Origin of the sequence: Pedococcus sp. 5OH_020 (genome assembly GCF_027812955.1) — a bacterium.
In the GTDB taxonomy this organism is placed as follows: Bacteria; Actinomycetota; Actinomycetes; order Actinomycetales; family Dermatophilaceae; genus Pedococcus.
This window is the reverse complement of the sequence record NZ_JAPYZV010000011.1, coordinates 1-17,521: the sequence shown is the minus strand read 5'-3', so window position 1 is coordinate 17,521 and position 17,521 is coordinate 1. Positions and strand designations below refer to the sequence as shown.

Genomic DNA, 17,521 nt, shown 5'->3' with positions numbered 1-17,521 from the left:
GACATCACACGGTCACCTTCGGCTGAAGCTCCGCGAAGATCTTCTCCCCGATGCCACTGACCTCCCCCAGCTCGTCGACCGTGGTGAAGCGGCCGTGCTCGGTGCGGTAGTCGACGATGCGCTGAGCCAGGACTGGGCCCACCCCGGGCAGCTCCTCCAGCTGCGCGGCCGTCGCCTGGTTCAGATCGACGGCGCTCCCGAACCCCGCGACCCTCGACCCGGCGGCCGGGGACGGGAGCGACCCACCGTTCGCGGACGCCGGGCCTCCCGCCGCCGCACCGCCCTCCCCCGGGCGGCTCACCCTGATCTGCTCGCCATCTACGAGCTGCCGGGCGAGGTTGATGGTCGTCAGGTCTGCGCCCCTGGCAGCACCTCCTGCCTTGGTGACGGCATCCTCCACCCGAGAACCCGCGCCCAAGGTCACCACACCCGGCCGGCGCACCCGGCCGACGACGTGCACGGTGACCGTCGCAACCCTTGTAGCGGAGGTCGGCGTCGTCGCCGTGGCAAGCGCCCCGCCACCGGAACTCGTCCGCGGGGAGGCGAAAGCGCTGCGCCCCGCCGTCGGCGTGGCGAGCGCCGACCCTGGCGCTCTGGGCGGCCCGACGCTACGGGGCGCGCTCGACGCCCGGGCAAGGTGGACCCGCAGGGTGAACACACCCGCGGAGGCGAGCAGGACGACCAGCAGTCCCACGACCGCGGCCCGTGGCCCGGTCAGCCGCGCACCACGAAGCGCGGCGGGAAGCGTGAGGAGCGCCGGACGGGGTGCACGAGGCCGTCGATGTCGAGCTGCGCGACCCGCCCTCGGCGGGTCTGAGTGAAGCGCCCCCGAGCCGGACGGCCGGTGAGCAGGGGCCTGCACCCAGCTCCGTGCCGGTTGCCAAGGCGTGACCTCGACCGCGGGAGCGGCGTCCGACGCGGGCGCGCCAGCCCCCTCGCCTGTGACCGGCGTCGACCCGATGTTCCGCTCCAGCAACGCCCGCAGCCGGGGTGACGGCTCGTGTGAGCGGCGGGTCGACGGCATACGGGAACGGTAGGGACCGGTCGGCACCGCGCGATGGTGCGTGCCGCCCCTGTGGGGAGAGAGCTCGCCCGACCATCACCCTGTGGACGGAGGCCTCGACACTCCGCCTCGACACTCCGCCATGCCGCCAGCCGGCGCGCGGCACTGGTGCGGCGCGGCGCGGGTCGGCGATCAGTTGCCCGGTTCTCCGCCAGTGTGGAGGTCAGCCGGCGCCGTGCGCGGTCTGCCCGACGGTTCGCCGGCCCTGCCGCGGGGTACGCCCCCAGCTCCTCAGGTCGTCGTGGAGCTGCCGCACCCACTCCCGGGGCGCCTCCGGCAGCTCGTCCCAGGCTTTGCGCCTCTCGTCCTGAGCGTGAACGGACTCGAAGCGGCCCCAGCAGGAGTCTGCCGCCTCTCGACGCTCCGCGGTCGGCTTGTCCTGGACGACCAGGGGGAACTGGGCACGGGAGAGCAGCTCGACGACGGCCGCGGACCTCAGGTAGATCACCTCGACGGCCTTGCAGTTGGGACAGCTCGCGAGGACGTGGTTGGCGCGCTCGTAGTCGAGGAACAAGACGATGCCGCCGTTCTGTGGCGTCACCTCGTAGTCGTGGTGGCACGTTGCGCAGTTCTCGTTCATGACGTCTCCTTTCCCGGAGGTCGGCGCGTTGCGCCACCTGTCCCGTGCTGACGAACCTGTTTCCCGTCAGGAGGGCGGGGACCCGCCCCAGATACCTGCGCGCAGAACAAGATCCGGGGACACGGCCGGAGCACCGCTCAGCCTGCGGAGGACGCGCCGCGACGCGCACTCACCCAGAGCTCGATGTTCCGTCGATGGCGGTAGATGACCAGAAGAGAGACGACGACGCACCAGGCACCAGTGTTCCGGGACCCCACTGGAAGCCATCGCGCCCAGCTGGCCAGCCCCACAGCCAGCAGCACCAGGCATGCTGATACCGACGCGCCGGCGACCCAGCGCACCCGCCACACCAGCACCCCGAAGACGACGACCGTCAGAACCCCGAACCAGGGCTCGACGGCGAGGATGGCCCCCAGTGAGGTCGCGACACCCTTGCCGCCCTGGCCCTTGAGGAACGGCGACCAGATGTGTCCCAGCACCACGGCGAGGCCGACGAAGAGCGCAGCCAGCGGCCCGACGAGGTCACGCGCCAGAACGACGGGCACCAGCCCCTTGAGGACGTCCAGCACGCCCACCACGACACCCCAGCGGGTCCCGAGAACGCGGCCCGCGTTCGTCGCTCCCGGGTTGCCGGACCCGGAGTGCCGCAGGTCCTTGCCCAGCACCGTGGCGAGAATGGTCGCCGGGTTCACCGCCCCGATGACGAAGGCCACGACGACGGCCACGACGGAGCCCAGCGGCAGCTTCGCCAGCTGCCAGAAGGACTCGTGCTGCCCGCTCGTCATGCTCGCGGGCGAGGGGACACGGCCACCGCCAGCGTGCCGGGACCAACGTGAGCCCCCACGACGGCGCCCAGCTCGACCAGCGCCAACTCACCCGCCGTCGGGACACGTTCAGCGAGGCGGGTCGCCAGCTGGTCCGCCCGGGCGGCGGAGTCCAGGTGATGCACCGCGATGTCGACCCCTGTGCGGCTGGACTGCGCCGCGCTCACTGCCAGCTCCTCGAGCCGGGCCAGGGCACGCGTCGAGGTGCGCACCTTCTCGAGCGGGCGGATGTGACCGTCTGAGAGGCCCAGGATCGGCTTGATGGCGAGGGCGGACCCCAGGAAGGCGGACGCCGAGCCGATCCGGCCACCGCGGCGCAGGTGCTCCAACGTGTCGACGTAGAAGACGACCGTCGAGGACTGCGACCGTGAGAGAGCCTGCGCTGCAACCTCGTCCGGCGTCGCTCCTGACGCTGCTGCGTCCGCGGCCGAGATCACGGCATACCCCATGGCCATACCTAGCGAACGGGAGTCCACGACCTTCACCGGGACCGGCGAGTGCTGGGCGGCGAGGTGCGCCGACTCCACGGTCGAGGACATGTCCGCCGAGATGTGGACCGACACGATGGAGTCCACGCCTGTGGCGGCGGCCTTCTCGTACGCGTCGAGGAAGGACTGCGGCGAGGGGCGCGAGGTCGAGACGGGGCGGAAAGAGCGCAGCGCCTCGGCGACCTCGGCGGTGGTGACGTCGACGCCTTCGCTGTACTCCGTCCCCGCGATCACCACGTGCAGGGGCACGACGAGGATTCCCTTGGCGGACACCACTGCCTCGGGCAGGTATGCCGTGGAGTCGGTGACGACGGCGACGCTCACCAGCGCAGGCTATCCGTGGCGAGGCTCGGCCGCCCAGACGGCCGCTCAGGCCGGGACGACGTTGACCAGCCGCGGCGCGCGCACGATGACCTGCCGCGTCCCGCGCTCGGTCGCCGCGGCAACCTTGGGAAGAGCGAGCACGAGCTCGCGCAGCTCTTCCTCGCCGATGTCCGAAGGGACCTCCACGCGGTCGCGCACCTTGCCCTTGATCTGGACGACGCACGTCACGCGGTCCTCGACGAGCAGGGCGGGATCTGCCGCGGGGAACGGGGCGAAGGTGATGGACTCCTCGTGTCCCAGGCGGGACCACAGCTCCTCTGCGATGTGCGGGGCCAGCGGGGCCACCATGACGACGAGCGGCTCTGCGGCCTCCCGAGGCACGCGGTCGAGCTTCGTCAGGGCGTTGTTGAGCTCGATGAGCCGGGCGATCGCCGTGTTGAAACCGAGCGTGGGATAGTCCTTCGACACCGCGTCGATCGTCTTGTGCAGGGCTCGAGCCGTTGCCTCGTCCATCGGGCTGTCCAGCACCCGCACGTCGCCTGTCTCCTCATCGACGACGTTGCGCCACAGGCGCTGCAGGAACCGCTGTGCCCCGACGACCGCCCGGGTCTCCCACGGCTTGGAGAGCTCGAGGGGCCCCATCGACATCTCGTAGACCCGCAGCGTGTCCGCGCCGTACTGCTCGAACATCTCGTCGGGGCTCACCACGTTCTTCAGGGACTTGCCGATCTTGCCGTACTCGCGCGTGACGGGCTCGCCTCGGAAGGTGTAGGTCGGCTCACCGCCCGTGGGATCGGGCACCTCGAGGACCTCGGACGCCTCGACCGGCTGACCACGGCGGTCCCGGTAGGCCGGCGCCTGGATGTAGCCCTGCGAGAAGTACTTACGGAACGGCTCGTCACTGGAAAGATGGCCCAAGTCGTAGAGCACCTTGTGCCAGAACCGCGCGTACAGCAGGTGGAGCACGGCATGCTCGACCCCGCCGATGTAGAGGTCCACCCCGCCCGGGTCGCGGACACCCTGCGGGGCTCCCGGGACCGGCGTCGCGTGCGGGCCCATCCAGTACCGCTCGTTCTCCGGGTCGACGAACGCCTCGTCGTTCTCCGGGTCCAGGTACCGCAGGTAGTACCAGCAGGAGCCGGCCCAGTTGGGCATCGTGTTCGTCTCGCGGCGGAACGTGCGTGGCCCACGCCCGTCGCCGAGGTCGAGCTCGACGTTGACCCACTCCTCCACGCGCCCCAGAGGCGGCTCGGGCTGCGACGACGCGTCCTGCGGGTCGAAGGTCTTCGGCGAGTAGTCCGGGACGTCGGGCAGCTCGACGGGCAGCATGGAGTCCGGTACGGCGTGGCCGATGCCGTCCTCGTCGAAGACGATCGGGAACGGCTCGCCCCAGTACCGCTGCCGGCTGAAGAGCCAGTCGCGCAGCTTGTAGCTGACCGTGCCCTCACCGAACCCCTTGTGCGACAACCACTCGATCGTCGCCGCCTTGGCGTCGGCGACGCCCAGCCCGTCGAGCGAGATCTCGTCGTTCGAGGAGTTGATCGCCGGCCCCTCGCCCACGAACGGCTCGTCCTCCGGGTGGCCGGGCGGTGGCTGGACGGTGCGCACGATGGGAAGGCCGAACCTCTGCGCGTACTCCCAGTCGCGCGCGTCCTGACCGGGCACGGCCATGATGGCTCCGGTCCCGTAGCCCATCAGCACGTAGTCCGCGATGAACACCGGGATCCGCGCGCCGTTCAGCGGGTTGACCGCCCAGGCCCCGGTGAACACACCCGTCTTGTCCTTGCCCTCGGTCTGGCGCTCGAGGTCGCTCTTGCGCGAGGCGGCCAGCCGGTACGCCTGGACGGCGGCGCTCGGCGAGGCCTCCCCACCCGTCCAGGCCGGGTTGGTTCCCGGCTCCCAGGCGTCACCCGCGGCGATGGCGTCGACCAGCGGGTGCTCCGGGGCTAGCACCATGAAGGTGGCGCCGAACAGCGTGTCGGGCCGCGTGGTGAAGACCTCGATGGAGGCGTCGTGACCGTCGACGGGGAAGCTGACCCGAGCGCCCTGGCTGCGCCCGATCCAGTTTCGCTGCATCGACTTCACCTTCTCGGGCCAGTCCACCCGGTCGAGATCGTCGGCCAACCGGTCGGCGTACGCGGTGATCCGCATCATCCACTGGCGCAGGTTCGTCTTGAAGACGGGGAAGTTGCCGCGCTCGGACCGTCCCTCGTTCGTGACCTCCTCGTTCGACAGCACGGTGCCCAGGCCCGGGGCCCAGTTGACGGGAGCCGCTGAGGTGTACGCCAGGCGGTAGTCGTCGAGCACCGCAGACCGTTCGACGTCGGAGAGCGTCGACCAGTCAGCCCCTCCCGGCACGGCGCGGGCGCCAGACCGAAGCTCCTCGACCAGCTCGCTCAGCGGCCTGGCCCTCCCCCGACCGCCGTCGGGACGCTCAGCGCCCGGGTCGTACCAGGCGTTGAAGATCTGCGTGAAGATCCACTGCGTCCACTTGTAGTAGCCGGGGTCGATCGTGGCGATGGTGCGGCGGTCGTCGTGCCCGAGCCCGAGCCGCCGCAGCTGGCGCTTCATCACGACCATGTTGTCCTCGGTCGTCTTGCGCGGGTGCTGGCCGGTCTGTACCGCGTACTGCTCGGCCGGGAGGCCGAAGGCGTCGTAGCCCAGGCAGTGCAGGACGTTCTTACCGGTCATGCGCTGGTACCGCGCGAACACGTCCGTGGCGATGTAGCCCAACGGGTGTCCGACATGCAGGCCAGCCCCGCTGGGGTAGGGGAACATGTCGAGCACCAGGAGCTTCTGTCGGTCGCCCACCTTCTCGGGCTCCGCCCACGGCCCCGCCGGGTTCGGCGCGTGGAAGGTCCCTTCCTCCTGCCAGCGGTCCTGCCACGCCAGCTCGATGTGCTGGGCCAGCTCGGCGGTATAGCGGTGCGGCGTCTCGCTCATCTCATCCTCGGGTTCGGTCTCGGCGCGGCGTCGTCGTGCGTGGTGCGGTCGGCCTGCGTGGTGCGGTGGTCGTGCGCGGTGGCGCCGTCGGGTGTGCCCTCACAGAAAAGCCCCTCGCGCAGGAGGGGCTCGCCGCGGTGGCCTCGGTGGTCCGTGGGCCAGCGCGGCTATCGAAGAAGCGGCTGCCGTGCCATGGCCCTAGGTTAGCGCAGCCGCTCGCGGAGGAAGGGGCGGCGGGCAGGGCGACAAGGCGGCGACAGGCGGGGTGGGCAGGTTGGCTCCCGGGATGGGGGGCGCCATGGGCCCTCCCCTCAGAGATGCGCAGTTTTGGTGATGACAGAACGAGGACGGCATCGTACGTTCGGGGGATGGACGGCACGGCTCGTATGCGCTTGCAGCTCGAACGGTTCGGCCCCGTGGCAGGGGATGTCGGCGGCCTTCTCTTCTTCGCGTTCTGGGTCACGCGCGCTCACCAGGTCGCCGTGCCGGCGGTCCTGGAGGTCGTCGTCTACGTCCTCGCGCTGGCCTCCCTGATCCCCGCCCTCGTCGGCTACCAGCTGGCTCAGGGCGCCGCATCCTCCGCGTGGGTCGGCTGGGCCGGCATCGCCGCCATGGGCTACGGCTTCGCGGGCCAGTGGGCGCTGCTCTGTTCCGGCCTCGCTCTCTTCGGCGTCTCGGTCGTCCGGTGCGGCGTGCACGCGCGGCTGCCCGGGCTGCTGCTGGTCGCGGGCGGCTCACTGCTGCTCGTCGTCCAGGCCTTCGCGCCCGTCTTCAGCCGCTCGTTCGCCTATCTCAACCCCGGATGGCGCGGCCTGACCGCGGTGGCCCTCGTCCTGGTGGCTGCGGCTCTCACGGACCTCGACGTGACCAGCCGAGAGACGGTGCGTCCGCAGCGGGTACAGCCCTAGCCAGTCGCCGCCGGCCTCCTCGTGACCAGTGACACGCGTGCGGCGTTTCACTGCTGCTCGGCGGGGGTAGCAGCCGGTCGAGGGACCAGCGACACCACCACAGAGACCGGCCACCCCGAGGAGCCACCGTGTCCACCGATGCGATCGTCATCCTGCGCGACGACCACAAGAAGGTCCGCGCCTTGTTCCGCGAGTTCGAGAACAAGAAGACCACCGAGGCACGTAAGGGAACGATCGTCCGGCAGGTCATCGAGCAGCTCACGATGCACACCTACATCGAGAACGAGGTGATGTACCCGGAGGTCCGCCGGCTCCTGCCGGAGCTCGAGGAGGATGTCCTCGAGTCCTACGAGGAGCACCACGTTGCCGACGTCCTCGTCATGGAGCTGTCCACGATGGGACCCGGCGACGAGCGGTTCCAGGCCAAGACCACCGTCCTGATCGAGAACGTGCGGCACCACATGGACGAGGAGGAGTCGGACTGGTTTCCCAAGGTCCGCGAAGGTCTGAGCCGCACGCAGCTCAGGGAGCTCGGTGAGCAGCTCTTGGCGGCGAAGGAGCGAGCGCCGCGATCGCCTGCGCAGCCCAGCGCCCTGAAGAAGGTCGTCGACGCAGTCGTATCGTGACCATGAGGACCGGAGCGGCAGGTGAGATCGAGAGCCTGCCCGCGCTCCTCGACGTGCTGGCCCACCAGCAGGGTTCCTCCACACCGGTGGACGACGCGGCCGCCGCCATCGAGACCATGGTGCTGCACCCGGACTACCCCTGTCTGGGGGCTCGCTCGGTGTTCAACCGCGAGCGGGCCAGGGTCGTGGTGCTCGACGACCTCGGCACAGAACGGTCTGCCCGCGCGCTGATCCCGGCCCTCGCGGAGTTCGCGGCACAGACCGACCTGGGCGACGGGTTCGCCTCGCTCGTCTCGGTCTTCCGCTGCACCCGGGTGCCGGACGAGACGTCGTTCGAGGAGCTGCTGTGGAGACAGCTGGAGCTCATCCACGACCACGACGAGCTCCCCTGGAACCCGCAGGTGTCCGACGACCCCGACAACCCACACTTCGCGTTCAGCGTGGCCGGTACGGCGTACTTCGTCGTCGGCCTACACCCCCGGGCGTCACGGATCGCCCGGCGTACGCCCCTGCCCACTCTCGTCTTCAACCTGCACGAGCAGTTCGAGCGGCTGCGCGGCTCGGCGCGGTTCGAGCGCATGAGGGACACCATCAGGCGTCGCGACGAGGCCCTCCAGGGGACGGTGAACCCGATGGTCGACGACTACGGGTGCAGCTCGGAGGCCAGGCAGTACTCGGGCCGGCTGGTGTCCCGCGACTGGCACCCGCCGGCCCACTTCGACCATGAGGAGCGGCAGTGACCCGGCTCGAACCCCAGACCGGCACCGGGTTCGTGCTGCGGGCGGGAGACCTCCTCACCGTGACGGACCCGACCGGAGGGCAGGTCAGCGACCTGTTCTGCTTCCGTGCCGACGACCACGACGAGTGGCTGTCCAGTGGCCGCACGATCGACTACGGGAACTCCGTCTATGTCTCCACCGGCAGCATCCTCTACAGCAACCGCAGCACCCCGATGCTCACGATCCTGGAGGACACCTGTGGCAGGCACGACTTGCTGCTGACGCCCTGTAGCCAGCAGACGTTCGACCTGCTCTACCCGGAGTTCCAGGGCTCGTACCACCCCAGCTGCCTGGAGAACCTCGTCAAGGGACTTGCTCCGTTCGGCGTCGGTCCGGACCAGATCGGCACCACCCTGAACATCTTCATGAACGTGTGGAGCGAGCCGGGTGGCGAGCTGCACATCGACCCCCCAACGTCGGTGGCAGGCGACCGGCTGACCGTCCGCGCCGAGGTCGACCTGCACGTCGGGCTCACCGCGTGCTCCGCCGAGAAGTCGAACGGTGGCGTGTCCAAGCCGATCGACTTCACCCTCTCATGAGGGGTACTAGGCCTGCGGAGCGGGTTCATGGGGCGCCTTCATCGTCTCCACCTGCGCCGATGATGGCGACCGGCTGGTCAGGCGAGACCAAAGTAGGGAGACTGGGCCCATGCAGCCTGCCGTCCCTCCAGAAGCGGCCCGCGCCTTCACGGAGCTGGCCGAGCTCGTCTACGGGGAGACCGACCCCGAACAGGCCCTGGAGGCGATCGTCCGGATCGCGGTGCAGGTGATGCCCGGGGCGGACCACGTGACGATCTCGACGCTGGAGTCCAATGCCCAGCTGCGGACCCGGGCAGCCTCCGACGACATCGCGCGGCTGATGGACCGGCTGGAGAGCGACTCGCACGAGGGCCCGTGTCTGGACAGCATCGTCAAGGACTCCGTGCAGCGCGACGACGACATCGCGTCGCACAGCACCTGGCCCAACCTGGCGCGACTGACCCTCGAGCAGACGCCCGTACGCGGCATGGTGGGCTACCGGCTGCTGAGCGGGCTCTCCGGACGGTCCGCGCTGAACGTCTTCTCGGACACCCCGGGTGCCTTGACACCGGATGCCGCGGACGTGGGGGCGGTCCTCGCAGCCTTCACGTCGGTAGCGCTGGCGGCGGTCGAGGGGCGCGCGACGGCGGAGAGCCTGCGTCGCGGTCTGGAGAGCAACCGGGAGATCGGCAAAGCGGTCGGTCTGCTGATGGCGGCCCATGGCGTCAGCGGCGAGGAGGCGTTCGAGATCCTGCGGAAGGCGTCGAGCCGCACGAACACGCGGCTCGCCCTGATCGCCGAGCGGATCACGAAGAGCCACCAGCGCCGCGACGACGGGTGACCGCCCTCAGGAGGCTCCCATCACCAGGCCCTCGATCGTGTGCTTCTGGGTGATCGGCACGAGCGGCTCGTCCACGATCGGGCAGTGCAGGCGGTCCTTGACGCTCTGCGGCAGTGAGTCCCAGTAGGCCCGGGTCACCCGAGGTGAGTGCTCGATGAGCTGCTCCGTGTCCCGACCGTCCTCGACGCCGAGCACGAGAACCGGCCTCGACAGCTGCGAGTGGTTCTGCGTGCCGCGGTGGATGGTCAAGGCCGAGCGCACCGAGATGTCCCCGCGTTGCGGGAGCTTGCGCTGGGCGCGCTCCTCGTACCTCGAGTGGAGGGCCTTCGGCGGAAACATGCCGTGCTCGAGCTCCGCGCTGTCGTCCCACTGGGTGCCTACCGCGATCTCGAACGGCCCCATGTCCGGCGTCGTGTCGACGAGCGTCAGGTTGAAGGCCAGTGATGTGAGCCGGCCCTCCTCACGGGTGACTCGCGGCATCGGGAAGTCCCGGTGCCAGGGCTGGTCGACTGCACCGGGGAGCGGAACGTCGAACCCGACCTCCACGAAGTGGTAGTCGTCTCCCAGGACGGCACGCGCCGCCGCGTTGACCCAGGGATGCGACACGAGGTCCACGAAGCCGCGCAGCTGCTCGGGGTGCACCTCCACGTACCAGCGGTTCGGTCCTCGCCCGACCGCCCCATCCCCGCGGGAGCGCGCCTCGCCGAAGGCCAGTTGGACGTCCCTGGCCAGGTCGTCAACCCACTCGACGGGGAAGGCGCCCCGCAGTGCCATGATGCCGTCGCCGTACAGGGCGTCGACGATCGCGCCAGTGTCGATCCCCTCGGTCGGAATGTCCTCAGGATCACCAAGACCCGGCAGGTCTGCTGTCTGCTGTGCCACGTCGCTCCTTCAGCGTCGCTCGTGGGCCTTCCTCAAGCCCGAGTCAGTGTGCGGGAACGCGCACGGCGCCCGCAATGGTCCGTATGGACGATGAGGCGCATCTTCCGCGCACCCTCGGCCGGCCGGAGAATGAGTGTCGTGCGACGGTCCCATGAGGCCACTGCAGCCCTGGTTCGCTTCACCGCCTTGGCGATGGCGTACCCTCGCGCCGGCCACGCGGTCGACGAGCAGCTCGAGGTCGTCCTCGGCCGGCCCGTCCTCCCATTACCGGGGCAGTCGTACGTGGACGCGGCCCGCCTGGCCTGGAGGGAGGCCATGGGCCAGGCGGTCACGAGCGCCATGACTGCGGGCCTCACGAAGACGCTTCTGCGGGGCCACCGGGGTCGCGTCCCGAAGGGTGTCTTGGACGGCTTCATCCGAGAGCCTCGGGGCGACCCCGCCGAGCTCATCCTGAAGCACTGGCCGGTGGTCGTGGCCTACGAGGTGTTCATGCGGGACCTGGAACGCCAGCGGGAGGCCGGACACGGCATCACCGCAGCTCGCCTCGAAGCGGCCGCAGCCCCGGTGTTTCGGGCGTGGGCCGAAGCCACAGCCCTCTCGCCCCCACATAACAGCCGACACCGGCAGGCACCGGACCTGCGCGCAGACTACGACCGGCACTTCGCCGCTGCCCGCGCTCGGGTCGTGGCCAGGGTGAACGGCGGCCTCTCGGCCGGCCTCCACGAGGACCGGTAACGGTTTTCAGCAGGCGTCGGCGAGCCTTTGCGGCGCCGTGGCGCGCTGGTGACCGGGCGGTCGGACGGTGGGACGCTGCGCTGTCGAGGGCCCCTGCCGTGTCGAGGGCGGAGGTGAAGAGCTGGCTGTGCCCGACGTCGGCGCGGTGGCCGCTGCCGGACCGGGCCGGATGGCGAGGGCGGCGCGTACGAGTGTGCGGATCCGGTTGAAGTCAGGTCGGTCCGGGTGGACCACCGCGTCCGTCAGCGGCAGGGACGTGAGGCTGCCTGCTCGGACCCTCTCGGCGATGGTGGCCCACGCCGGGAGGTCGGAAAGCGGGATGTCGGTGTGCAGGTTCCTCCCTGTCGCGGCTGCGATGGCAGGGAAGCGCGCAAGGAAGGTCATGGGGTCCACCTGCGCGACCAGCGCTCCGATCATGCACCGCTGTCGACGCATCCGGTCGAAGTCGTTGCTGGCGAACCTGGATCGGCTGAACCAGAGGGCGTGGTAGCCGTCGAGGTGCTGACGCCCGGGCTCGATGTACCCCCGAGGCGCCTCGGTCACCCTCCCCGCGCCGTCGTGGGCGCCGCCGATCGGAAGCGTGGTCCGGACGTTCACCTCCACCCCGCCTACCGCGTCGACGAGCTCCATGAAGCCTCGGAGGCTGACGGTGACCGTGTAGTCCACGGGAAGCCCGAGGACCGCCTCGACCGCTGAGCGGGTCGCCGTAAGCCCCGGGCTGGGGTCCCCGGGAAAGAGGCCCGCATGGTTCACCGCCTCCGTCCAGACGGCGTTCAGCAGGCACTCGCTTCCGCAGTCGAAGCCGTGTGGCCAGAGTCGGTGCAAGGGCGAGGACCGTGGGAACGGCACCTTCTCCAGGTTGCGTGGCAGCCCGAAGAGCACGGTCGCACCGGTCCTGGTGTCGACGGAGGCGAGCACGATGGAGTCCGGGCGCACCCCGACCCGACCCGCCGCGGAGTCGAGACCGAGCAACAGCACGTTGAGCCGAGGCGTCCCGGCCCAGGGGTCGACGTGAGGCTGGCGCCGAGGTTCCGGAACCTGAAGCCCGTCAGCACGCACTCCCACGCCACTGGCGAACACCTGCGTGGCGAGCGCGCGTGAGATGAGCGCATAGCGCGCGACGAGAGCCGTGGGCCCGGCCACGGCCAGAGAGAGTGCGACGACGAGGGTCATCGCCCCGAGCTTCTCTCCGCGGGTCGCCGTCGCGGGCCAGGCCGCGGAGGCCGTGCCGACGATGGCTGAGAGCCACGCCGTCCCGAGGGCGACCACGACCAGGGCAGCGGACTCGAGCAGGTCCGGCCTGGACCCGAGACGCACGGCGAGCTGCTCAGGACGGTGCTGGCCCCAGAGGACAGCCAGCGTGAGGACCGCGGCCGCGGTCGCGGCGAGCGCTGCAGCTCCGGCGCGCCGCCGGCCGGCCAACCACAGGGCAAGACCCGGCAACGGGAAGGCAAGCAGGACGAGAAGGGCACAGCGCCACAGCTGGGCGCGTGGGTCGGGCTGTGGCCCGGTGACGTTCCGCATGGGGGTTCCTTGGTCGTCCGGTGACGACCGAGGACTCGCCTCGCCCGCTCCCTGGGCGCGCCATACCCGGTCAGGCTGAACCGAAACCGGTCAGCGGCGCCAGTGCGCGCGTCGTCATGACCAGCCCGGTCCTCGCCACCCCGGTCCTCGGCGCTCGCGACAGGATGCGACGAAGGGCCCGGCGACGTAGCGTCGAAACCGTGAACCTGGGCCGGCGGGCGGTGGACCACCCGCTGTCACAACGCCGGCGACCCTGACGAAAGGAGAGAACGATGGCTACTGGAGAGACCGGATTCGACGACGTCACCTACGACCTCATCTCCGTGCAGTACCACTCGCTGAAGGCCGGCCACGACTATGGGCAGTACGTGCGCGACGCCCGGAACGCCGGGAAGGACGACATTGCGTCGTTCTTCGAGGAGGTCATGGCCCAGGACAGCGAGCGCGCCAAGCGCTGCCACGAGTTCTTGCAGCAGCTCGGCGGTATCGACAACACCCAGCCACAGAACGGCGGCTGAGGCGGGCACGCCGTCGACGCCTACTCAGAAGGAGTGACGAAGGGCGCTTTGGGACCTCCGTCTCGTGTATGGCCTCATTGGGCCATGGACCATGCCAGGGATCCCGGCGGACGATGCTCAGGAGGTGGGAGCAACGAACTCTGAGCCCCGTGCAGGGGCCGTCCGTCTGGTAAGGCGCGCGGACGGCATGGGGGAACGAACTGCTGGCGTAACCGTGAATGCGGCATCGAAGATGGCCGACTCCGCAACGCTGGACAGGCAACGCGATAGCGAGAGCTCCGTACGGCCAAGGCCCATGACAGGTGACTCAGGTCAACTTTGCAGTTCCATTAGCCTCCGTCCGGGAAGGCGGCGGGCGTGCCACTCCACTCGGCGATCCGTGGAGCTTCTGCCTGATGTATGAGTCAGATTCGGCCGGGGCAGGGGGCGGTGCTGGCCCGGCATCCGCGTAGGCGATCCGTGCGTGTGGGTGTCGAAGCCGAAGGCGCTTCTGGTGAGGAGCCGTATCCAGGCGTTCACTTGGCTGGACCACTCCGGAGGCGTCACGCCAGTGACCACCCCAAGGCCGCCGACTGCGACACTGCGCTGGGCAACGACGCTAGCTTGGCAACGCTGGACAGGCAGGCGATGCCGCTCAGTCTCGGCCCTCGCGCACGCGCGGATTGCGCTCTGGGGCAGGGGAAAGGGCAGCGGTAACGGATGCCCTAGCCGGCGGACAGGGCGACGAGCCGGTTCCGCTCGGTGGGCCCCTTCACCGAGATCTCGGCGACGACTCCGATGCCCTGGGCGTAGTACTCGTGGTCGAGCACGTCGGGCTCCAACGGGGTCCACTTCCTTCGTGACCACGGTGGAGCGGAACGAGCGGTACGGCACGGTGATCGGGGAGCTCAGGCTGATGACCTCGTAGTGGTCCTCCGCGTGCCCTCGGTCGCGCTCCTGCCTGTTGCCGTGCCCGATCTTGGGCTCGGCCTCGATGTAGATCCCCGGCCTTGCCCCGTCACGCCCGGCCATGCACGTCCCCTCCCTGCTCGTGACCTGTCCAGCGCGGTCCAGCTCCGCCGTGTCCTCCCGAAGTACCAGACGTTGCCGTCCTAGTCCTGGCTGTAGTAGTCGGTCGTTCGTTCGGCGAGATGGCCCGACAGGTAGAGACGGTCGGACACCACCACACACGGTGCTCCTTCGATGGTCTTGGTGGTGCGCTCCACCACGAAGACCTCCTTCGACGGCTCGTCCTCCTTGACCCCGGCGTAGCTGCGGCTGCTACCCGGGAGCAAGGGGAACCACCTGTTGGTCACCGAGGCCGAGAACCTGGGCGCCGATGCCGTCGAAGGGCTGCCCGACGACGTGGCCGTTGCCGCCGAAGGCGCCCTCGTAGTGCTGCCTGAGGATGACGGACTGCCTCCCGTGCACGCCGCCGCCAAGGCGCACACGATGCACGCCAAGAGTGCAGGTCGGGACACGGGCACGGCCACTCCTCGAGTGCCGCAGCAGAGGCTTGCGAGACGACCAGACCACCATGCGACCATGCCAGTCCCGCAGTCAAGGAACACGCATCTGGCACTACACGGGGACTAGGGCCGGTTCCTTCGTGCCCCCAGCGGCGGCAACGCTTCGAGTCCCTCAGGTGCGGCATCCTGCCGTGCCGAGGCGGAACCGTTGGCGACGGTGTCAACGCCGAAGCGGGGACATCTTGGACGGAGCAACGTGTAGGACCGAGCCCGACAGGTCTGCGGCCGGGGTGGCCGCTGCTGCTCACGGTCAAAGGACGCTCAGTTGACCGCCACGTCCCCTCTTTGGGGCGGCAAGGGTCTGGAAGGGTCCCTGGCGTGGCCGCTGATTCGGTGGTACCCATGACCCACCGTGCGCCGACGTGGCGCGCCCGACCTGTGTGGGAGTGACGATGGGCGACATCGCAAGCAAGATTGACGGCTCGTTCGAGACGGCAAGCATCAGCGAGCTGGCGGATGCGCCCGTGGCTGCGTTGCAGGGTGTCAGCGCCGGGGACGCAGAGCACCTCAAGGCCGCGTTCAACATCAAGACCGTGCGGGACCTCGGCACGAACAAGCACTTCCTCTGGGCTCAAGCGATCGCCAAGCTCGCCGAGTAGTGCTAGCGCTGCGGCCTTAGTGCCATAGCAATAGCACTGCGGCCTTGGTGCCGCCTTCTCACGACCGCCCCGGCCGCGTTCGTCGGGACGGTCCTGCGTCGGTGGCCCAAACTGTCGCCAGCCGCCTCGCGGGAACGGCTTCTCCTGACCCTGGCGAGCAACGCGAAGGGGTGGGCGTGGACCGGGACCAGACCGCTGCGGCTTCGGCTTCTCCCCCGCCGAGGGGGAGGGCCACGCGGACATGGCGCGGCGCCATACCGAGGTGCTGCTCGAGGTGCTCAGCGGCAAAAGATTCGCGCAGCCGAACTCCCGGTCGGTGCTTCCTAACCCGCCAGGGCTATTGCGGCTCCGAGCCGCAATCGGAGGGGCTGCGCGACCGCATCTGGTGGGGCGCCCGTCGGAATCCATCGCGCGCTGGGCCGCCCAGCTCGGCATGAACCTCATGAGCTCGACACTGAAGGAGGACGAGTCGGGCGAGCCCTTCCACGTCCAGCAGCACAAGCAGATCCAGGTGTTCCGCGAGGCGTGGACGGCCGCCGCGCACGAGCGCGAGCCCCAGGTCTCGGTGAGCCGCTCGCTCATGCCGATTGTGACCGACCTCGACGCCAGGTACTTCAGTGGCCAGGGCGACTCGCCGGACCAGGTCGGCAACCTCGACGGCTACCGGGCGGTCTTCGGTCGCAGCTACGCCGCCGAACCCGACAGGCTGGTCGAACAGTTGCGCGCGGATGATGCCTTCGCTGCCGCCGACACTGTCCGGCTCACCGTTCCGACCAGCTCCGCGTCGACTACAACGCACAGCTGCTGGAGAACACCATCAAGCATGTGGCGCCCGGCCTCGGCTGGCGCTGACCCGAACCAGAACCCCTACAGCAAGGAGCCACGAAGTGTCCACCATCGCCGTCATCGGAGGCACCGGTTACACCGGCACCAACATCGCCCGGGAGGCCGTCGCCCGCGGCCACGAAGTCATCTCCTGGAGCCGCTCGATCCCCGCCAACCCCGTCGAGGGGGTGCGCTACGAGACCGGTGACGCGGCCGACGCCGTGGAGATCATCCCCGGGGCGGACGCCGTCGTGCTGGCCCTCTCCCCGCGAGGGGAGACGGCCGGTCGGCTCGTTGAGCTCTACGCCACCTATGCTATTGCGGCGGCTGAGACGGGCGCCCGGCTGATCATGGTCGGCGGTTTCTCGTCCCTGCGGCCGGCGCCAGGAGCGCCCCGTTTCGCTGAGGGCGACATCCCGCAGGAGTACCGCGATGAGGCGCTGGAAGGGGAGGCTACTCGGCGTTGGCTCACCGAGTCGGCCCCCGCGGAGCTGGACTGGGTGTTCATGAGCCCTGCCGGCGCGTATGGAGCGTGGGCCCCTGGGCAGAAGACCGGCAGCTACCGGGTCGGCGGCGAGGTCGCCCTGTTCGACGACGAGGGCAAGTCCGAGATCTCGGGTCCGGACTTCGCGGAGGCCATCGTCAACGAGATCGACCGCGCGGAGCATCACCGGGAGCACCTCTCGGTGGCCTACTGAGGGTCGGCCCTCACCTTTCGTGGCCGTCGAGCGCCGGACCGTCGATCGCTTTCTCCGCTCCCGCAGCAGCTCGCTGAGCCTGGCCTTGGCCTCGGCCATGGTCCTGCCCGTAGCGGTCGTGACGATGCGCTCGCCATTGGGCAGGAAGCCGAGCCGTGCCGTGGCGACCAGGCGCTGACGCGACTGGGAGTAGTGGGACGCGACCCTTACCGCGACTACGACGCTTCGCCATCGGCCTCGGCCTCAAGCAACCCAGGTAGCGTGTCGGCAACGCTCGAAAATGGGGCCGATGCGACGTTCGAAATCGAGGCCACCGGTTTCGGGGTTTCTAGTCTGCC

The 17,521-nt window shown here is 69.6% G+C and carries 18 protein-coding genes; 9 read left to right on the top strand and 9 right to left on the bottom strand.

Features of this window, described 5'->3' with window-relative positions; genetic code table 11:
- Positions 1-4: 4 nt before the first annotated feature.
- The 5 genes from PHA84_RS17880 to leuS all read right to left on the bottom strand — a co-directional run bounded on the left by PHA84_RS17880 (position 5) and on the right by leuS (position 6,222).
- Positions 5-694 (bottom strand): ComEA family DNA-binding protein, encoded by a 690-nt coding sequence (locus tag PHA84_RS17880; protein ID WP_270889501.1) that lies wholly within the window; start codon positions 692-694, stop codon positions 5-7.
- 532 nt (positions 695-1,226) lie between these two features.
- Positions 1,227-1,643, bottom strand: coding sequence for a hypothetical protein (locus PHA84_RS17875; RefSeq protein ID WP_270889500.1), 417 nt, complete (start codon positions 1,641-1,643; stop codon positions 1,227-1,229).
- Between the two features lie 137 nt (positions 1,644-1,780).
- Positions 1,781-2,428, bottom strand: coding sequence for a glycerol-3-phosphate acyltransferase (locus PHA84_RS17870; protein ID WP_270889499.1), 648 nt, complete (start codon positions 2,426-2,428; stop codon positions 1,781-1,783).
- A complete protein-coding gene (locus PHA84_RS17865) occupies positions 2,425-3,279 on the bottom strand; it encodes a DegV family protein (RefSeq protein WP_270889498.1) in 855 nt (284 codons plus the stop codon). Before PHA84_RS17865 ends, PHA84_RS17870 begins: the two co-directional genes overlap by 4 nt.
- Before the next feature lie 45 nt (positions 3,280-3,324).
- The gene (leuS, locus tag PHA84_RS17860) at positions 3,325-6,222 is read right to left on the bottom strand and encodes a leucine--tRNA ligase (RefSeq protein ID WP_270889497.1); all 2,898 of its coding nucleotides are present in this window, start codon (positions 6,220-6,222) and stop codon (positions 3,325-3,327) included.
- A gap of 368 nt (positions 6,223-6,590) precedes the next feature.
- On the opposite strand from leuS, the gene PHA84_RS17855 reads away from it, so the two are divergent.
- The 5 genes from PHA84_RS17855 to PHA84_RS17835 all read left to right on the top strand — a co-directional run bounded on the left by PHA84_RS17855 (position 6,591) and on the right by PHA84_RS17835 (position 9,894).
- Positions 6,591-7,130, top strand: coding sequence for a hypothetical protein (locus PHA84_RS17855; protein ID WP_270889496.1), 540 nt, complete (start codon positions 6,591-6,593; stop codon positions 7,128-7,130).
- 128 nt (positions 7,131-7,258) lie between these two features.
- A complete protein-coding gene (locus PHA84_RS17850; RefSeq protein ID WP_270889495.1) occupies positions 7,259-7,756 on the top strand; it encodes a hemerythrin domain-containing protein in 498 nt (165 codons plus the stop codon).
- Between the two features lie 2 nt (positions 7,757-7,758).
- Entirely contained in the window at positions 7,759-8,496 is a 738-nt protein-coding gene (gntA, locus tag PHA84_RS17845) for a guanitoxin biosynthesis heme-dependent pre-guanitoxin N-hydroxylase GntA (protein ID WP_270889494.1), read from the top strand.
- Positions 8,493-9,074, top strand: coding sequence for an urea carboxylase-associated family protein (locus PHA84_RS17840; RefSeq protein ID WP_270889493.1), 582 nt, complete (start codon positions 8,493-8,495; stop codon positions 9,072-9,074). The genes gntA and PHA84_RS17840 overlap by 4 nt, the downstream gene beginning before the upstream one ends.
- A 109-nt stretch (positions 9,075-9,183) precedes the next feature.
- On the top strand, positions 9,184-9,894 hold the full coding sequence (locus tag PHA84_RS17835; protein ID WP_270889492.1) for an ANTAR domain-containing protein: 711 nt from the start codon (positions 9,184-9,186) through the stop codon (positions 9,892-9,894).
- A 6-nt stretch (positions 9,895-9,900) separates the two neighbouring features.
- Here the strand turns inward: PHA84_RS17835 and PHA84_RS17830 are convergent, their stop codons facing one another.
- Positions 9,901-10,776, bottom strand: coding sequence for a phytanoyl-CoA dioxygenase family protein (locus PHA84_RS17830; protein WP_270889491.1), 876 nt, complete (start codon positions 10,774-10,776; stop codon positions 9,901-9,903).
- 138 nt (positions 10,777-10,914) lie between these two features.
- Here PHA84_RS17830 and PHA84_RS17825 point away from each other — a divergent pair, with 138 nt between their 5' ends.
- Complete coding sequence (locus PHA84_RS17825; RefSeq protein WP_270889490.1) at positions 10,915-11,511, top strand: hypothetical protein; 597 nt, start codon at positions 10,915-10,917, stop codon at positions 11,509-11,511.
- Positions 11,512-11,517: 6 nt separating this feature from the next.
- Here the strand turns inward: PHA84_RS17825 and PHA84_RS17820 are convergent, their stop codons facing one another.
- Positions 11,518-13,035, bottom strand: coding sequence for an LCP family protein (locus PHA84_RS17820; protein ID WP_270889489.1), 1,518 nt, complete (start codon positions 13,033-13,035; stop codon positions 11,518-11,520).
- A 272-nt stretch (positions 13,036-13,307) separates the two neighbouring features.
- Between PHA84_RS17820 and PHA84_RS17815 the strand changes: the two genes are divergently transcribed.
- Complete coding sequence (locus PHA84_RS17815) at positions 13,308-13,553, top strand: acyl carrier protein (protein WP_270889488.1); 246 nt, start codon at positions 13,308-13,310, stop codon at positions 13,551-13,553.
- 1,091 nt (positions 13,554-14,644) lie between these two features.
- On the opposite strand, the gene PHA84_RS17810 is transcribed toward PHA84_RS17815, so the two are convergent.
- Complete coding sequence (locus PHA84_RS17810; protein WP_270889487.1) at positions 14,645-14,827, bottom strand: hypothetical protein; 183 nt, start codon at positions 14,825-14,827, stop codon at positions 14,645-14,647.
- Entirely contained in the window at positions 14,814-14,990 is a 177-nt protein-coding gene (locus tag PHA84_RS17805) for a hypothetical protein (RefSeq protein ID WP_270889486.1), read from the bottom strand. Before PHA84_RS17805 ends, PHA84_RS17810 begins: the two co-directional genes overlap by 14 nt.
- 463 nt (positions 14,991-15,453) lie before the next feature.
- Here PHA84_RS17805 and PHA84_RS17800 point away from each other — a divergent pair, with 463 nt between their 5' ends.
- Both PHA84_RS17800 and PHA84_RS17790 read left to right on the top strand, forming a co-directional pair.
- Positions 15,454-15,660, top strand: coding sequence for a hypothetical protein (locus PHA84_RS17800; RefSeq protein ID WP_270889485.1), 207 nt, complete (start codon positions 15,454-15,456; stop codon positions 15,658-15,660).
- A gap of 887 nt (positions 15,661-16,547) precedes the next feature.
- Positions 16,548-17,183: an NAD(P)-dependent oxidoreductase gene (locus tag PHA84_RS17790; RefSeq protein ID WP_270889484.1), complete on the top strand. Its 636-nt coding sequence runs from the start codon at positions 16,548-16,550 to the stop codon at positions 17,181-17,183.
- The last annotated feature ends 338 nt before the right edge of the window (positions 17,184-17,521 follow it).